The 16,631-nt window shown below is 35.8% G+C and carries 12 protein-coding genes; all 12 read left to right on the top strand.

Features of this window, described 5'->3' with window-relative positions; translation table 11 throughout:
* Positions 1-208 precede the first annotated feature (208 nt).
* The 12 genes from HZF24_RS13070 to dctP all read left to right on the top strand — a co-directional run bounded on the left by HZF24_RS13070 (position 209) and on the right by dctP (position 16,595).
* Complete coding sequence (locus HZF24_RS13070; RefSeq protein WP_179238778.1) at positions 209-1,879, top strand: vWA domain-containing protein; 1,671 nt, start codon at positions 209-211, stop codon at positions 1,877-1,879.
* Between the two features lie 93 nt (positions 1,880-1,972).
* Positions 1,973-4,198, top strand: coding sequence for an ATP-dependent helicase (locus HZF24_RS13065; RefSeq protein WP_179238777.1), 2,226 nt, complete (start codon positions 1,973-1,975; stop codon positions 4,196-4,198).
* 48 nt (positions 4,199-4,246) lie between these two features.
* Positions 4,247-6,217, top strand: a complete 1,971-nt coding sequence (ligA, locus tag HZF24_RS13060) for an NAD-dependent DNA ligase LigA (protein ID WP_179238776.1) — start codon at positions 4,247-4,249, stop codon at positions 6,215-6,217.
* A 16-nt stretch (positions 6,218-6,233) separates the two neighbouring features.
* Entirely contained in the window at positions 6,234-6,542 is a 309-nt protein-coding gene (locus HZF24_RS13055) for a hypothetical protein (RefSeq protein ID WP_179238775.1), read from the top strand.
* On the top strand, positions 6,535-7,131 hold the full coding sequence (locus HZF24_RS13050) for a lysine exporter LysO family protein (protein WP_179238774.1): 597 nt from the start codon (positions 6,535-6,537) through the stop codon (positions 7,129-7,131). The genes HZF24_RS13055 and HZF24_RS13050 overlap by 8 nt, the downstream gene beginning before the upstream one ends.
* Positions 7,132-7,177: 46 nt before the next feature.
* On the top strand, positions 7,178-7,807 hold the full coding sequence (locus HZF24_RS13045) for a histidine phosphatase family protein (protein ID WP_179238773.1): 630 nt from the start codon (positions 7,178-7,180) through the stop codon (positions 7,805-7,807).
* A gap of 322 nt (positions 7,808-8,129) precedes the next feature.
* Positions 8,130-11,558, top strand: a complete 3,429-nt coding sequence (locus tag HZF24_RS13040; RefSeq protein ID WP_179238772.1) for a pyruvate carboxylase — start codon at positions 8,130-8,132, stop codon at positions 11,556-11,558.
* A 136-nt stretch (positions 11,559-11,694) separates the two neighbouring features.
* Positions 11,695-12,522 (top strand): carbon-nitrogen hydrolase family protein, encoded by an 828-nt coding sequence (locus HZF24_RS13035; protein ID WP_179238771.1) that lies wholly within the window; start codon positions 11,695-11,697, stop codon positions 12,520-12,522.
* A 181-nt stretch (positions 12,523-12,703) separates the two neighbouring features.
* Positions 12,704-13,177, top strand: coding sequence for a YaiI/YqxD family protein (locus tag HZF24_RS13030; RefSeq protein WP_179238770.1), 474 nt, complete (start codon positions 12,704-12,706; stop codon positions 13,175-13,177).
* Between the two features lie 25 nt (positions 13,178-13,202).
* Positions 13,203-14,411, top strand: coding sequence for an aminotransferase-like domain-containing protein (locus HZF24_RS13025; protein WP_179238769.1), 1,209 nt, complete (start codon positions 13,203-13,205; stop codon positions 14,409-14,411).
* A 106-nt stretch (positions 14,412-14,517) separates the two neighbouring features.
* Positions 14,518-15,282 (top strand): IclR family transcriptional regulator, encoded by a 765-nt coding sequence (locus HZF24_RS13020; protein ID WP_179238768.1) that lies wholly within the window; start codon positions 14,518-14,520, stop codon positions 15,280-15,282.
* 287 nt (positions 15,283-15,569) lie between these two features.
* A complete protein-coding gene (gene dctP / locus HZF24_RS13015; RefSeq protein WP_179238767.1) occupies positions 15,570-16,595 on the top strand; it encodes a TRAP transporter substrate-binding protein in 1,026 nt (341 codons plus the stop codon).
* Positions 16,596-16,631 lie beyond the last annotated feature (36 nt).

Raw genomic sequence — 16,631 nt, 5'->3', positions numbered from 1 at the left:
GTAATTCTTTGCGATTTTCTAGGTGCTTTTGGTCTCTTTCTTTTGACCTTGTTTTTCATAGACTACTTTACACTATCTATAATTCTTTCTATACTTATACCTATTTATTTGACATGTAAACACTAAATTTCATATAGTTTTATCGGCTTGAAAATTTGCTGAACCGGGGATATAATAAGCTGTAACTTTCTATCAGAGGAACAAGTTTATGGAAAAGAGGCTCAACGAAAAACAAAGGGCATTGAATATTATATGGAATGCTTCAAAAAATTATTCCCTGGAACCCGAGCTCATAGTGTACAATCGTGAGGGCAGGGCTGATTTGTATTGGAATTATATAATCGGCGCTGTTTACAGATATTTTGACTACAATATGTTAAGTGACTTTTTCCTTAAATTCAGGTATGACAGCGACTATATTTTTTATCAGAAGGTAATGATGCTCGGAATGGAGGGCTTTGTATTTAATAAGGACAGCAAGGACAGGGTTGCATTAGAAGAGCTTCGCCATGACTGTATAAAAAAAGCTGTAGAAAATCAGGATGGTGCGGAGCTGTTTGATGAAATAGCCGCAGCATACTTCGGTAGTATTACAGGCAGCGATATGAAAATAAGGGACAGCGTCAGCAATCTGATAGATGATTTAAATTTTGACGAGATACTCAATACAGAACAGTTGATAAGACAGATGGATTTGATTATCAGTAAATACTTTAAACCTGAATACGATGACGAATTTTATATAAAGAAGGTAAGGAAAAATAAGTTTGGTTTCATAAAGCAATCAATGAGCAAACCCTCCGGAGATGAGGACCTGTTTGTTTTCGCCGACAACAAAGGAAATACATACCAAAAGTCTAAAATAATTGCAAAGTGGTTTGAATTCAAAGAAAAATCAGAGAAAAGAGAAAGGGAATTCATAAAGAACTATTTCGGAGCTTCCGTGGTTGGCGAATCAGGAACCAAGGCATATGAAAGTATGCTTTGCAGTGATAACCATGAAAAATGTCACCTTCATTTTACCAGAGGACAATTTGAGAATAACGAGGTTTCAAGACTGCGCCAAAGTCTGACATCTGCACAAAGAGAGAAAAATGAAGCACATTACTCCAAGAACTATATTAAAAATACCAATAACATTATCAAGCTCACCCACAGGATTAAAAATGCCATTGAAAATTATTCTTATTCATTAAAATCCAAGGAAGGAAAGCTGTATACGGAAAAAGTGTGGAGAACGGTTGTGGATGACAAAAAGATTTTCATCAGGATTGAGAGGGATGAAATTCCCGACATATCCGTTGACATTATGCTTGATGCTTCAGCATCACAACTTCAGAGGCAGGAGGTGATTGCGGAGGAAGCATATATTATTGCTGAAAGCCTGACAAATTGCAAAATTCCGGTAAAAATATATTCCTTCTGCAGTATGAGAAATTATACTGTTATGAATCTTTTTCGCGACTATAATGAAACGAATATCAATGATAAAATTTTCAGCTACAGTGCTGCCGGTTTCAATCGTGACGGAATGGCATTGCGCACTGCCCTTCACATTATGGATAATACATCATACGGACGTAAAATTTTAATTGTATTATCAGACGGAAAGCCCAATGACATGTTAGGTATAGCATCTGAAGGGCCGTTTTCTCCCGGACATGAATATTCGGATGAGTCAGGCGTAAATGATGCTGCCGCTGAGGTCAGAAAGGGATGGCAGAAAGGAATTTCAGTTCTCTGTGTTTTCACAGGGAGAGATGAAGAAATAAATTCTATTAAAAGAATATACGGACAAAAGTTTACAAGAATAATGTCCCCGGATAAATTTGCCGAAATGGTGGGAGTGCTCATTGAAAAGGAATTAATCAATAAATAATCATATTGAGAAGTACCGCTTGATTATGTTATAATTTATTCAGAGTTAAAATTTGATAAAAAACACGTTGCGTTTAAATAAATCGGAGGAAAAATGGATTTGTTACAATCTTTAAATGAAAAACAAAGGGAAGCAGCTTCACATGACAAGGGTCCTATTTTAGTTATAGCCGGTGCAGGTACTGGTAAAACGAGAGTTTTGACCCACAGAATTGCATATTTGATAGATACAAACAGAGCGATGCCGTGGGAGGTACTTGCAATTACTTTTACTAACAAGGCTGCTAATGAAATGAAGGAAAGAATTGGACAACTATTGGATTATCCCATTGATAGAATGTGGATTGGAACATTCCACTCTATTTGTGTGCGTATATTAAGAAAAAATATAGAAAGAATAGGATATGACTCTAATTTTGTAATATATGATACCAATGATACTAAAATAGTAATTAAGGATTGTATTAAAGAATTGAATTTAGATACTAAAAAATACAATGTTAATTCTATTAAATCAATCATAAGCTCTGAGAAAAACAGACGAAACAGTGCAGATGATTATATAAAAGAGCATTTTAATGAATTTTATAAAAGAAATGTGGGTGAGGTATATGCCCTGTATGAAAAGAAATTAAAAATCGCAAATGCGCTGGATTTTGATGATTTAATTTTAAAAACTATAATATTGCTTGAAAATGAACAGGATGTAAGAGAGTACTATCAGGAGAGATTTAAATATATATTGGTAGATGAATATCAGGATACCAACTTAGTTCAATACAGCTTAGTTAAAATATTGGGGAAAAAGCCTGATGGTGAAAATAACGTATTTGTCGTGGGTGATGAAGACCAATCAATTTATGGTTGGAGAGGTGCAGATATAAACAATATCCTTAATTTTGAGAAGGATTTTGAAGGAGCAAAGGTTGTAAAGCTTGAAAAAAATTATCGCTCTACAAATGTTATTTTGAATGCAGCTAACGGTGTAATTCAGAATAACTGTCAGAGAAAGGGCAAGAACCTTTATACCGATTTTGAAGGTGGTAATCTCATAAGAGTCTTGGAAATGGATAATGAGAAAGATGAAGCCTTTACCGTTTCATGCCTTATCAGAAAGGAAATAAGAGAAAATAACGCCTCGTATTCCGATATGGCTGTTTTGTACAGAACAAATGCCCAGTCTAGAGCTTTGGAGGAAGGATTAATCAGGGAAGGAATTCCTTACAGAATTGTAGGCGGATTAAAGTTCTATGAAAGAAAAGAAATAAAGGATATAATGGCATATTTGATGCTGACCTTTAACCAAAAGGATAATATCAGCTTTGACAGGATAATAAATGTGCCTAGAAGAAAAATTGGGCAGAAAACCATAGACTTAATTACAGAATATGCAGATCGAAAAGGAATATCAAAATTTGACTCCTGCTATGAACTGGATGGAATAGGTTTAACAAATTCTGCTTCCAAAAGTGTCTCAGATTTTATTTCCATGATGGAAATGCTGATGATTAAAAAGGATGTAATGCCTGTTTCTGAATTTATATCGGATGTTTTTGAGGTGACAGGTTACAAATCAATGCTTCTTGAGGATGAAACGGTAGAAGGAAGAAGTCGTTTAGAAAATATAGATGAGTTCTTATCGGCAGCCAAGGATTTTGAAGAAAGATATGAGGATAACGGTTTGGAGGATTTCTTGTCTCACGTATCATTGCTTGCCGATATAGATAAAACAGATGAAACTAAAAATAATTGTGTTACTCTCATGACTGTTCACAGCGCTAAGGGCTTGGAGTATGATACAGTGTTTGTAACAGGTCTCGAAGACGGAATTTTTCCGATTATCCATCAGGAACCTGACAGTGATGACGAAGAGGAAGAAAGAAGATTATTTTATGTGGCGATAACGAGAGCTAAAAGGATGCTGTTTATAACGTATGCCAATGACAGGATGCGCTTTGGAAATCACGAAACCAAGCTTAAATCAAGATTTTTAAAAGAAATACCTGCAGAATGCGTAGAAGATACAAACCCTATGGCATATGCCGCAAAAAAAATAGAGGGTTTAGATAAAAATATTAAAAAAATGCCGTCATTTGTAAAAAGTAACTTCTTTAAAGGTAGTCTGGATGTAGAAAAGGAAAAACCTAAACTAAAGTCAGACAAAATTGTTGCAGGAGACAAAGTAATGCACAAATCATGGGGTGTGGGAACCGTGGTTCAAATAAAGGATGATGGAGACTCAAAAACAGTGGTTATTGCTTTTGAAAGCAAGGGAATAAAAAATCTTAACTTGGAATATGCGCCAATCGAAAAAATATAGATAAGAAAAGATATAGGTCAGAAAAAATATAAATTGAAGAGGATTACTATGGAAGATAGGCTTCTGTTAATGAAGAAAAAAATCAAACTGTTAAATGAAGCAAACAAGGCATACTACCAGGAAAATCGGGAAATTATGTCAAACTATGAGTATGATGCTCTTTACGATGAATTGGTTGAATTAGAAAAGGAAACTAATATAACATTGTCAAACAGCCCAACAATTAATGTGGGATATGAGCTTTTATCCAATTTACCTAAAGAAAAACATGAAAAACCAATGCTTTCTTTGGATAAAACAAAGGATGCTGCAGAGCTGCAGCAGTGGCTTGGAGATAATGAAGGTGTTCTTTCATGGAAGCTTGACGGCTTAACTATTGTTATGACATATTTAGACGGAAAGCTAATTAAGGCAGTCACCAGGGGCAACGGCGAAACAGGAGAGGTTATAACAAATAATGCAAGAGTATTTATAAACCTTCCGCTGAATATCAGTTTTAAGGGAAGTTTGGTTTTAAGAGGTGAAGCTGTTATCAGTTATCCGGATTTTGAAATAATCAACAATAAAATTACAGACGTTGCACTCAAATATAAAAATCCCCGTAATCTATGCAGCGGATCGGTAAGGCAGCTTAACAATAAAATTACTGCTGACAGGAATGTTCAATTTTATGCTTTCTCGTTATTTAAAGCAGATGGTATAGATTTTATAAATTCAAGAACAGAACAGCTAAACTGGCTTAAAAACCAGGGCTTTGGAGTGGTGGAATATAAAAAGGTCAATTCTCTTAATTTACAGGATACAGTTAAATATTTTGAAGATAGAGTAATTGATAATGAATTGCCGTCTGATGGGTTGGTTTTAATGTATGACAACATTTCATACGGTGAATCACTGGGAGCAACATCTAAATTTCCGAGAGATTCGATTGCCTTTAAATGGAGAGATGAAGTTAAGGAAACCAAGCTGTTGGAAATTGAATGGAGCGCATCAAGGACCGGACTTATAAATCCTATAGCAATTTTTGAGCCTGTTGAGCTTGAAGGTACGACAGTAAGCCGTGCCAGTGTTCATAATTTGAGTATTTTGGAAAACCTACAGCTTGGAATCGGTGATACCGTAAGCGTTTATAAGGCAAATATGATTATTCCTCAAATATCCGACAACATAACAAGAAGTAATAACGTAGAAATTCCGGACAGCTGTCCCGTATGTGGCGGAGAAACCGTAATTAAGAATGATAATGACATTAAAACCTTATATTGTATAAATGATGAATGCATGGCTAAGCAGATAAAATCCTTTACGCATTTTGTGAGCAGAGACGCAATCAATATAGAAGGATTGTCGGAAGCAACCATAGAAAAACTTATTGCAAAAGGCTTAGTTAAAGAATTAAGCGATATATTCCATATTGAGAGTTTTAGGGATGTGATAGTTAATATGGAAGGCTTCGGTGAAAAATCATTTAGTAATCTGGTACAATCAGTTAACAAAGCAAGAAATACAACTGCCGCAAGGCTGCTGTATAGCCTTGGCATACCTAATATAGGAGTTGCAAACGCTAAATTAATATGCAGGAAATTCAATGATGATTGGGAAAGAATAGAAAATGCGACATATGAAGAATTAATCGAAATATCAGGCATAGGAAATGTAATGGCCAAAGCTTATGTAGAATTTTTCGGGAACGATAGAAATGAAAAAATTGTGCATGACCTGCTTGATGAGGTTACAATAGAAAAAGCAGAAGAAAATAATGCGGCGCAGCTGTTTGAAAGCTTAACATTTGTTATAACAGGCTCAGTAGAACAGTTTAAAAACAGGGATGAATTGAAGGACGTAATAGAAGAAAGAGGCGGAAAGGTTACAGGTTCAGTAACTTCAAAAACAAACTACCTGATAAACAACGACAATATGTCAAATTCATCAAAGAATAAAAAAGCAAAAGAATTAAATATCACAATAATAACAGAAGATCAATTTATTGATTGGTTAAACGGTGGTGTAAAACCGTAGCATACGAGGGTGAATTATGGCACTTAGAATCTTAATGTACTTTGGATTACTTGCAGTCGGATGGTTTATAAGCAGCAAAGGATTAATTCATAATAATTTGATGAAAAAAATATCCGGCATTCAAGCGGTTATATTGTTTGGCTTAATATATGTAATGGGTGTTAGAGTCGGAATGGACGAGCAGGTGCTTTCATCAATAGGAAAAATCGGCTTGACTGCAGCCGTATTTGCAGTTGTTACTGTTGCTTTCAGTATTTTTTTTGTTTATTTATTAAGAAAGAAGTTGTTTTCGGATAAAAGGATCACAGGAGGCAGCGATGACTAAAAAAATATTGGCAGCCCTGGCATTGGGAGTAATCAGCGGTTTATTTATAATTCCCCAGAAAATTTATGCCCATACAGGATTAATGATGGATATAGGATTATGCCTCTTACTGTTTTTTGTTGGAATTGATTTAGGCAGTAACAAGGAAATTTTTTCAAGTTTAAAGAAGGTGGGCTTTAAAGTGCTGATGATTCCTGTTGCTACAATAGCCGGAAGCTTATTTGGCGGGATAATCTGCAGCATAATATTTAAAATGGACTTGTTCGGTTCTTTGGCCGTTGCCTCGGGCATGTCATGGTATACCTTGTCGGCAATTATCATAACACCTGTTTCGGCAGAGCTTGGCACAGTTGCATTTTTAACTAATGTTTTCAGAGAAATACTTGCTTTTATATTTATACCAACCATAGCCAAGCGTATCGGATATTTAGAAACCATTGCTGCCGGTGCCGCAATAAGCATGGATACAGGCTTACCTATCATAACCAAAAATACAAGTCAGGAATTGGCTGTAATATCCTTTATAAGCGGCGTAATAATTTCATTATCTGTGACAGTCTTAGTACCGATTTTTGTGGGGTTGATATGACAATGGATTCAAAATTTTTAAAGATAAAATTAAGGAGTATAGATAAATGACCAGAATATATATAACCAGACATGGTGAAACAGAATGGAACAAGCAAAGAAGATTTCAGGGAAATAAGGATTCTGCTCTGACAGATAAAGGTATAATGGCTGCTGAGCTTTTGTCAGACAGAATTGAGGATATTGATTTAGACTGTATAGTGGCAAGTCCATTGAAAAGGGCATACCGAACTGCAGAAATAGTAAAAGGTAATAAACAAATTGATATAGAAACTCATGATGGACTCATGGAAATAAATCTTGGCGACTTTGAAGGAATGAGATGGGATGAAATAGTAGAAGGACATGGAGACGTAATTGATAAAATAAAAAGTGACCCGTTTAAATACGGATATCCAAACGGTGAAAGCTTAATTCAATTTTATAACAGGGTGGAAAATGCATTTAAAGAAGTTGTTGAAAAGTGCAGAGGAAAGAATGTTTTAATAGTGGCTCACGGTGGAACTATAAAGTGTATTGAATCATATATAAGGAAGTTCAAAATAAACAATGACTGGATGGGTACGGTAGTAAGCAATTGTAGTTTATCCTGCTTTGAAGTTGATGATAACGATGAAATTAAAGAAATTTTCTACAATGATATAGAACACCTTAAAGGCTCGGCTGCGTTTAACTAGTTGTCGAAATTTCCCGGGAAATGGAAAAGTATACGGGATTATGGGAGATAATAATATATAAAATCAATTTGTATAAATTAATCAAATTGATTTTTTTTATATTTAAAAATGTATTAATACTGAATAATACAAATAACCTTATTGAAAGAAGGCGGAAAACGATTTGAGGAATTGCTTTGTTAATCAAAATAAAGAAAGTAAGGTTTTTTATATTTAAATTTAATTTTATTAAATTATTCAATTGAAAAATTTATTAAATAATGTTACACTATGGCTTATAGAGTTTGAAAAATGTATATTTTTTGGTGAATTGGAGGACAACATGAAAAATTTCAAAAGAATATTGGTTGCTAATCGCGGTGAAATAGCCATCAGGGTTTGTAGGGCATGTGAAGAATTGGGTATAAGAAGTGTAGCAATATACTCTGAAGAGGATAAAAATTCACTTTTCAGAACAAAAGCTGATGAATCTTATAAAATAGGTGAAAATAAAAGACCTGTTGATGCATACTTAGCCATTGACGAAATAATAAGCTTAGCAAAAGCTAAGGGTGTTGATGCTATCCATCCCGGCTATGGCTTTTTATCAGAGAATGTTGAATTTGCCCGCAAATGTGAGGAAGAAGGTATAGTGTTTATAGGACCTGACCACATTATGATGAGCAAATTAGGAGATAAAATTAAATCTAAAATTGTTGCAAATTCTGTAGGGGTGCCTACTATCCCGGGTATCGAAGAAGCTGTTAAATCCGAAGAGGAAGCAAAGAAATTTGCTGAATTTTGCGGATATCCCGTTATTCTTAAAGCATCGGCAGGCGGTGGCGGAAGAGGGATGCGTATTGCGTGGCGCGAAGAGGATTTAATAAGAGAATTCAGAAGTGCTCAAAGTGAGGCAAAAAAGGCTTTCGGTATCGATGATATATTTATAGAAAAGTATTTGGACAGACCGAAGCATATAGAGGTTCAGGTTCTTGGCGATAATTACGGAAACATAGTGCATTTGTTTGAAAGGGATTGCTCCATCCAAAGAAGGCATCAGAAAGTCGTTGAAATTACCCCTGCTTTATCAATAAGCGATGAACAGAGAGAAGCAATCTGTCAGGATGCGCTTAAAATAGCAAGAGCCGTTAATTACAGAAATGCAGGAACCTTAGAGTTTCTGGTAGATAAGGGCGGTAATCATTATTTTATAGAAATGAACCCGAGAATTCAGGTTGAACACACTGTTACCGAAATGGTTACGGGTATTGACTTAGTACAAGCACAGATTTTAATCTCACAGGGGCATAAATTGAGTTCCCCAGAAATTAATATAAAAACTCAAGCAGACATTAAGCAAAATGGTTATGCTATTCAGTGCAGGGTAACAACCGAAGATCCGTCAAATAATTTTGCCCCTGATACAGGAAAAATTGATGTATACAGAAGCGGTTCCGGATTCGGTATACGCCTGGACGGTGGAAACGGATTTACAGGTGCCGTCATAGGTCCCTACTATGACAGCTTGCTGGTGAAGGTTATTTCACACGGCAGGACATTTAATGATGCCATAAGCAAGAATACAAGGGCTTTAAAAGAATTAAAAATTCATGGAGTTAAAACAAATATAGGATTTTTGTTGAATGTACTAAATCATGAAATATTTAAAAGAGGTCAATGTGATACGGGATTTATCGCAGACAATCCATCACTTTTGAATGTAAGGGGCGGAGAGGATAAGGAACTGAAGCTGTTGAACTACATCGGCAACATAGTCGTAAATGAAACAAAGGGTGTTAAGCCTCAATTTAATGTGCCGAGAGTTCCTGATACGAAAAATACTGAAGTTAAGCCCGGACTTAAGCAGTTATTGGATTCAAAAGGACCTGAAGAGGTTTCGAAATACGTCTTGAGCCAGAAGAAGCTTTTATTGACGGACACAACGATGCGAGATGCACATCAATCTTTGATGGCAACCCGCGTGCGTACAATTGATATGGAAAAAATAGCACCTGCTATGTCTCTGTTGGCAAGTGAATTGTTTTCTATAGAAATGTGGGGAGGTGCCACATTCGATGTTGCCTATAGATTTTTAAAGGAAGATCCGTGGGAAAGATTAAGCGTACTAAGGGAAAAAATACCGAATGTATTATTCCAAATGCTGCTTAGAGGAGCAAATGCCGTCGGCTATAAGAACTATCCCGACAATGTTATAAGAGAATTTGTAAAAGCATCAGCAAAAAATGGTATTGACGTATATCGTATATTTGACTCCTTAAACTGGATTGAAGGCATGGAAGTTGCAATAGATGAGGTATTAAATCAAAATAAAATAGTGGAAGCAAGCATATGCTATACAGGTGATATACTTGATGAAAAAAGAGATAAATACACACTCAAATATTATGTTGATTTAGCTAAAAAGCTTGAAAAAAGGGGAGCCCACATATTAGCTATCAAGGACATGTCGGCACTGTTAAAACCAATGGCTGCAGATAAGCTTATAAGAGCTTTGAAGAATGAATTGGCAATACCTGTTCATTTGCACACTCACGATACAAGCGGAAACGGTGTTGTAGCTGTTTATGCCGCTGCAAATGCAGGAGTGGATATAGTGGATACTGCTTTTAACTCCATGGCAGGATTGACAAGTCAGCCACCTTTAAACTCGGTCATAGCCGCTATGAACAATACGGAAAGAGACACATTCATTAGTCTTGATGATATGCAGAAGATTTCCGACTATTGGGAGGCTGTTAGACCTGTATACAGCAAGTTCGAATCAGGATTAAAAACCGGTACGGCTGAAATATACAAGTATGAAATACCCGGCGGTCAATATTCAAACTTAAAGCCGCAGGTTGAAAGCTTTGGACTCGGGCATAGATTTGAGGAAGTTAAAGAAATGTTTAAAACAGTCAATGAAATGCTCGGAGACATAGTAAAGGTTACACCTTCATCAAAGGCAGTGGGAGATACGGCCATATTCATGGTTCAAAATGATTTGTCTCCGGAAAATATTTATGGTAAAGCAAAGGATATGGATTTTCCGGATTCAATCGTTTCATATTTCGAAGGTATGATGGGTCAGCCGGAGGGTGGTTTCCCCGAAGATTTAAGCAAGTTAATTTTAAAGGGTAAAGAGCCTATCAAGTGCAGACCGGGTGAACTATTGCCACCTGAGGACTTTGATGCAATTAAACAAATGCTTAAGGAAAAACATAACCTTGAGGGAACTAATGAAGAAGCTTTAAGCTACGCATTGTACCCAAAGGTATTTGAGGATTATCTGAAAACCATTAAGGAAGAAGGAAACCTTAGATTGATGGGCAGCGACATATTCTTCCACGGCTTGGAGGAAGGTGAAACCTGCGGTGTTAAAATTGCCGAAGGTAAAAAGCTGAGCATTAAGCTGGTTGAAATCAAGTCAAATCAAGACGGTACAAAGGACCTGGTATTTGAGGTCAACGGAAACAGAAGAGTAATCACCATAAAAGACAAAAATGCCGTTAATTTAAAAAGTGCGGCAGTTGAGATTGTTATGGCTGATACCGGCAATCAATATGAAATCGGCGCAAATATTCCCGGCAATGTTTATAAGATTCTTATTAAGCAAGGGGATAAGGTGGAAGCAGGACAGCCGATTGCCATATTGGAGGCAATGAAGATGGAAACAAATGTATTGTCTCCATTATCCGGAACCGTGGCCAAAATCCACGTCAAGGAAGGTCAGCGTGTTGTAGCAGGAGAGCTGATTGCTGAACTGGAATAAAAGATATAAAAGACGAGATTTTTCGGTTGTGTTTCAGAATGACATTTTTGTCATCCTGAACGCAGTGAAGGATCTCATTTTCCATTTGCGAATAAATGGAATATCATCTATAATAAAGTAAAAGGATGGTGTTGGTATGAATAAGTTTAAAGTAGCATTATTGCAGACAGATGTATGTGACGATAAGGAAAAAAATATAGAAAATGCAGTCAGATTGATTGAAAGAGTTTCAAAGGAGGGTGCGGACATTGCGGTACTTCCTGAAATGTTTTGCTGTCCATACAACAGTTCGCTTTTCAGAGCCTACGGTGAGAACGAAGGAGGCGCTGCTTATACGGCTATGAGCAAGGCAGCTAAGGACTGCGGTATTTATGTTGTTGCCGGTACGATTCCCGAGCTAAAAGACAATAAAGTTTACAATACATCATATGTATTTAACAGAAACGGAATTCAAATAGCTAAACACAGAAAAATGCACCTTTTTGATATTGATATCGAAGGAGGTCAATATTTTAAGGAATCTGATACATTAACTTCAGGCGGGGATGTAACTCTGTTTGATACTGAATTCTGCAGGATTGGTCTCGCTATTTGCTATGATATCAGATTTCCCGAGCTGTCGAGGTTAATGGCAGCAGAGGGAGCAGAAGTGATTATTTATCCCGGAGCATTTAATATGACTACAGGTCCTGCTCATTGGGAGCTCAGCTTCAGAGCAAGAGCATTGGATAATCAGGTTTATACTATAGGTGTGGCTCCCGCCAGAGATTTAGAAGCAATGTATCATTCTTATGGTAATTCCATTGTGGCATCTCCCTGGGGAAATGTACTCTCAAGGATGGATGAAAAAGAAGGATATATTATACAGGAAATTGATTTGGATTACGTGAAAAAGATAAGAAATGAACTTCCTCTATTGAAGCATATAAGGAAGGATATTTATAAATTGTTGAAAAGCAAATAATTGATTTTATTGACAAGCCCCGTTTGCGTCATCCTACGATATAGCGTTTATTCATAGAAATGACAGCGTCGGAAATATACTTTGTCATCAATCTGAATTAAATAATTCTCTTTTTATTTACTGTCATCAATCAACAAATTAAGACATATATCATAATTATAAAGTAAAAAGGAGTTTTTCCATGCGAATTATAATAGATGGAGATGCATGTCCGCAGCGTGTTAAGGAAATATGCGAGCAGGCAGCGAGAGAATTTAGAATTGAATTAATTATTGTAGTAGACATTGACCATTATATCGTAAGTGATTTTGAAGTAATAGTTGTTGAGCAGAGCAGAGATTCTGTGGATTATAAAATAGTTCAGATATTTAGAGAAGAGGACATATTAGTTACACAGGATTACGGTCTTTCAAGCTTAGTTTTGTCGAAAGCATCAGCAGTAATTCATACTGCAGGATTTTTTATTAATAAAAATAATATCGACAATCTTTTGCAATCCAGATATATCAGCGAAAGAGTAAGGAAGCAGGGAGGCAAGACGAAGGGACCGTCCAAACGAACAAGAGAGCAGGATGAAAATTTTAAAAAGTGTCTTTACAAAGTACTGCATGAGAAGCTTGGCAAAGGTCAGAGGAGAACAATTAAAAAACCATAAATATTAACAGTTGGAGGAATAAAATATGTCAAACTATGCAAAACGAATGAAAACAATGGAAAAGCAAGCGAATATAATAAAAGGCTTATTCAGTGCAATGAATGATCCCGATGTAATTTCATTCGGAGGAGGTGCTATTGCCAAGGAATGCCTGCCGGTAGATAAAATCAGAGAAATTACAAAAGATATCATGAGAGTTGACGGAAGAGGCTATGAAATCTTATCTTATGGATCGGTTCTTGGCGCTAAGGATTTAAGAGAAGTTGTAGTTAATGATTTATTAGCTCCTAAGGGAGTTAAGGCAAATCCTGATAATATATTAATTATAACAGGCGGATTAGAAGCAATGAATCTGATGTGTCAGCTTTATATTGAGCCGGGAGATGTGATTTTAGTTGAATCTCCTACATTTGTACATTCGGTTGAAACATTCAGCATGTTTGAAGCGGAATGTATTCCGGTAACTATGGATGATGAAGGAATGTCTACGGAGGATCTGAAAGCTAAAATTATTAAATACAGCCCAAAGATGGTTTATGTAATACCAACATTTCAAAATCCTACGGGTAGAACACTGTCCCTTGACAGAAGAAAAAAAATTGCTGAGCTTGGAAGCAAGTATGATGTAATTATATTGGAAGATGACCCGTACAGGGATATCAGATACAGCGGTGAAGATTTGCTTCCGATTAAAGCATTTGATAAAACAGGTCACACAGTATTGGCTAACAGCTTTTCTAAAATATTTTCTCCTGGAAGCAGACTAGGCTATGTATATGCAAATGATGAAATAATTTCTAAAATGATTGACGCCAAATCAGCTACAAATTCACATACGTCGCTTTTGCCTCAGATAATCTGTGCGGAATTTTTCAAGAGAGGATATTATCCGGAGCATCATAAATCCTTGTGTGAAATACACAGAGAAAGAAGAGATGCGATGATAGAAAGCATAGATAAGTATTTCCCTGAAGGAACTAAAAGGACATTTCCTGACGGAGGGTTATTTACATGGGTTGAATTGCCGGGCGGTATAAATACATCTGAACTGCTAATAGAATCAACTTCAAATCCTGACGTTAAGGTGGCATTTGTAGCAGGTGAAGGCTTCTTTACGGAAGGAAACGGTAAAGGAAGCAATTGTATGCGGTTAAGCTTTGGAGCAAGCACACCCGACAAAATCAGGATAGGCATAGAAAAATTAGGAAAATTAATTGAATCTAAATTAGTGTAAAAAACAATATTTGTTTGGCATTAAAGAAACTTGTTTGACAATATAAAATATTATTGACAGAATAGAAAATATATGCTAGCATATAAAAAAAGGTATTGAGGAACATATGGATACAGTAGGAAAAATTCAATCGGTTGACAGAGCTTCTTTGGTTATTAAACTTTTGGCAAAAAAAGAGTCATCTATGAAATTGACTGAAATTGCAGAGGAGCTTGATATTAACAAGAGCACTCTACATGGTATAATAAGTACATTAAAATATCATGGATTTATTGATCAGGATAAAGAAACTCAAAAGTACAGATTAGGAATGTATTTAGCACAGCTTGGAAATATAGTTATAAAATCCTTGGATATACGAACTATTACTTCTCCAATCATAGCTGATGTTTGTGAGAAAATTAGTGAAACGGTTCACATAGGAGCTCTTGACGGGCATGAAGTAGTATATGTTGATAAAAAAGAATCTAATCAATCTATGAGAATATTCACCAACATCGGAGCAAGAAATCCGGCATATTGTACAGGAGTAGGAAAGGCTATGCTTGCTTACTCAGACGAAGATACATTAAGTAGTCGTCTTTCTGAAAGCCTTATGAAATTTACAGATAATACAATTACCGACAAAAATGTACTTTTAGAGGAACTAAGAACGATTAAAAATGATGGAATTGCATTTGATAATGAAGAGTATATTGAAGGGCTGACCTGTGTTGCTGCACCAATTTTTGATGGTACAGGCAGAGCGAGATATGCAATAAGCATATCAGGTCCTACTATCAGGATGAACAAACAAAAAATCAGAGAGGCTATATATTTGGTTAAGGAAGCTGCAAAGAAAATATCTGAAGGACTTGGCTATAGAGTATAACTAAAAAATAAAAGGGCATACGTGCCCGTTTATTTTAAAATATAACAAGAACATGGTTTGATAATATAGAACAAAAGCAATTTAAATAATTTTTCATTATCAATAAATTGAATTTAGTAGTTTGTTTGATAAAGAATAATTTAGAAATAAAAGGGCAATTCAGCCCGTTTATTATACTATATTATCAGAACCAGTTTTGATAATATAGAACAATAACTTTTGTTTTACATAATTATTGTTGGCAAGAGGATAAAAATCTAAAATTTTATTTGTTAAAGGAGATCAAAATGAAAAAAAGAAATTCAATTTTAGTAAGTTTAGTTTTATTAGCAGCTATGTTATTATCAGCATGCGGCAGCTCGAATCCACCTGCGGCTCCTGCACAGTCAGGAACAAATTCAAACGAAACAAAAGTTTTAAAATTAGGACACATTGCAGCACCGGGTACAGCTTATGACAATTTTGCAAACGAATTCAAAAGGCAAATTGAGGAAAAATCAAATAGCAGATATGTAATTGATGTATATCCTGCGGGACAACTGGGAGTAGACAGAGAGTTAATGGAATCTCTTCAAGTAGGCAATGTTGATTTTACAGTTATTACCGCATCAGATATCAACCAATTTGTACCTGATATGGCAGTTCAAGATTTACCATTCTTATTTATGAACTGGGATCATGTGTTTAAATTCCTTGAATCAAATACAGCAAAAGAATTTGCAGCTTTAACAGACTCTGTTGGGATGAAGACATTAGGTTTTATGCCCAGAGGATTCAGACATGTAACCAGCAGCATAGCACCTGTTAATACTCCAAATGATTTAAAGGGTTTAAAAATAAGAGTTGCTGAAAGTGAAGTATACATAGACACGTTTAAAAATTTAGGAGCAAACGCTCAAGCTATGGCTTGGGGCGAAGTATTTACGGCATTGCAGCAGGGTACAATAGATGCTCATGAAAATACTGTAATAACTACCAGAGATTATAAAATAAATGAGGTTCAGAAATATATGTCGGAAACAGGTCACTTCTTCGCGTTTGCTATGATGCAGATGAACACTGACTTATTTAACAGTATGAGTCCTGAAGATCAAAAAATGTTTACTGAAATCGGCTATGAAGTAGCGGCTAAATTAGGAAAAGAACAACAAGAAAATGAAGCTGCGGCAAAGAAAGAACTTGAAAGCTTAGGAATGGTATTTAATGAGGTTAAAGATAAGCAAGCTTTTGTTGATTTAGTACAGCCTGTTTATGATAAATTCCTTAAAAGTCATGATTCAAAATATGTAGATGCTATAAGAGCATTACAATAGTGGTATTGAGGCTTTAAAGCCTCAATACTTATTAAA

Origin of the sequence: Sedimentibacter hydroxybenzoicus DSM 7310 (genome assembly GCF_013403245.1) — a bacterium.
Lineage (GTDB): Bacteria > Bacillota > Clostridia > Tissierellales > Sedimentibacteraceae > Sedimentibacter > Sedimentibacter hydroxybenzoicus.
The sequence above is the reverse complement of the archived record's forward strand: the minus strand, read 5'-3'. Positions and strand labels throughout refer to the sequence as shown.

Bases quoted from the DNA above. Each gene is read 5' to 3' on its own strand.
- HZF24_RS13070 (WP_179238778.1), top strand. From the start codon at position 209: ATGGAAAAGAGGCTCAACGAAAAACAAAGGGCATTGAATATTATATGG.
- HZF24_RS13065 (WP_179238777.1), top strand. From the start codon at position 1,973: ATGGATTTGTTACAATCTTTAAATGAAAAACAAAGGGAAGCAGCTTCA.
- ligA (WP_179238776.1), top strand. From the start codon at position 4,247: ATGGAAGATAGGCTTCTGTTAATGAAGAAAAAAATCAAACTGTTAAAT.
- HZF24_RS13055 (WP_179238775.1), top strand. From the start codon at position 6,234: ATGGCACTTAGAATCTTAATGTACTTTGGATTACTTGCAGTCGGATGG.
- HZF24_RS13050 (WP_179238774.1), top strand. From the start codon at position 6,535: ATGACTAAAAAAATATTGGCAGCCCTGGCATTGGGAGTAATCAGCGGT.
- HZF24_RS13045 (WP_179238773.1), top strand. From the start codon at position 7,178: ATGACCAGAATATATATAACCAGACATGGTGAAACAGAATGGAACAAG.
- HZF24_RS13040 (WP_179238772.1), top strand. From the start codon at position 8,130: ATGAAAAATTTCAAAAGAATATTGGTTGCTAATCGCGGTGAAATAGCC.
- HZF24_RS13035 (WP_179238771.1), top strand. From the start codon at position 11,695: ATGAATAAGTTTAAAGTAGCATTATTGCAGACAGATGTATGTGACGAT.
- HZF24_RS13030 (WP_179238770.1), top strand. From the start codon at position 12,704: ATGCGAATTATAATAGATGGAGATGCATGTCCGCAGCGTGTTAAGGAA.
- HZF24_RS13025 (WP_179238769.1), top strand. From the start codon at position 13,203: ATGTCAAACTATGCAAAACGAATGAAAACAATGGAAAAGCAAGCGAAT.
- HZF24_RS13020 (WP_179238768.1), top strand. From the start codon at position 14,518: ATGGATACAGTAGGAAAAATTCAATCGGTTGACAGAGCTTCTTTGGTT.
- dctP (WP_179238767.1), top strand. From the start codon at position 15,570: ATGAAAAAAAGAAATTCAATTTTAGTAAGTTTAGTTTTATTAGCAGCT.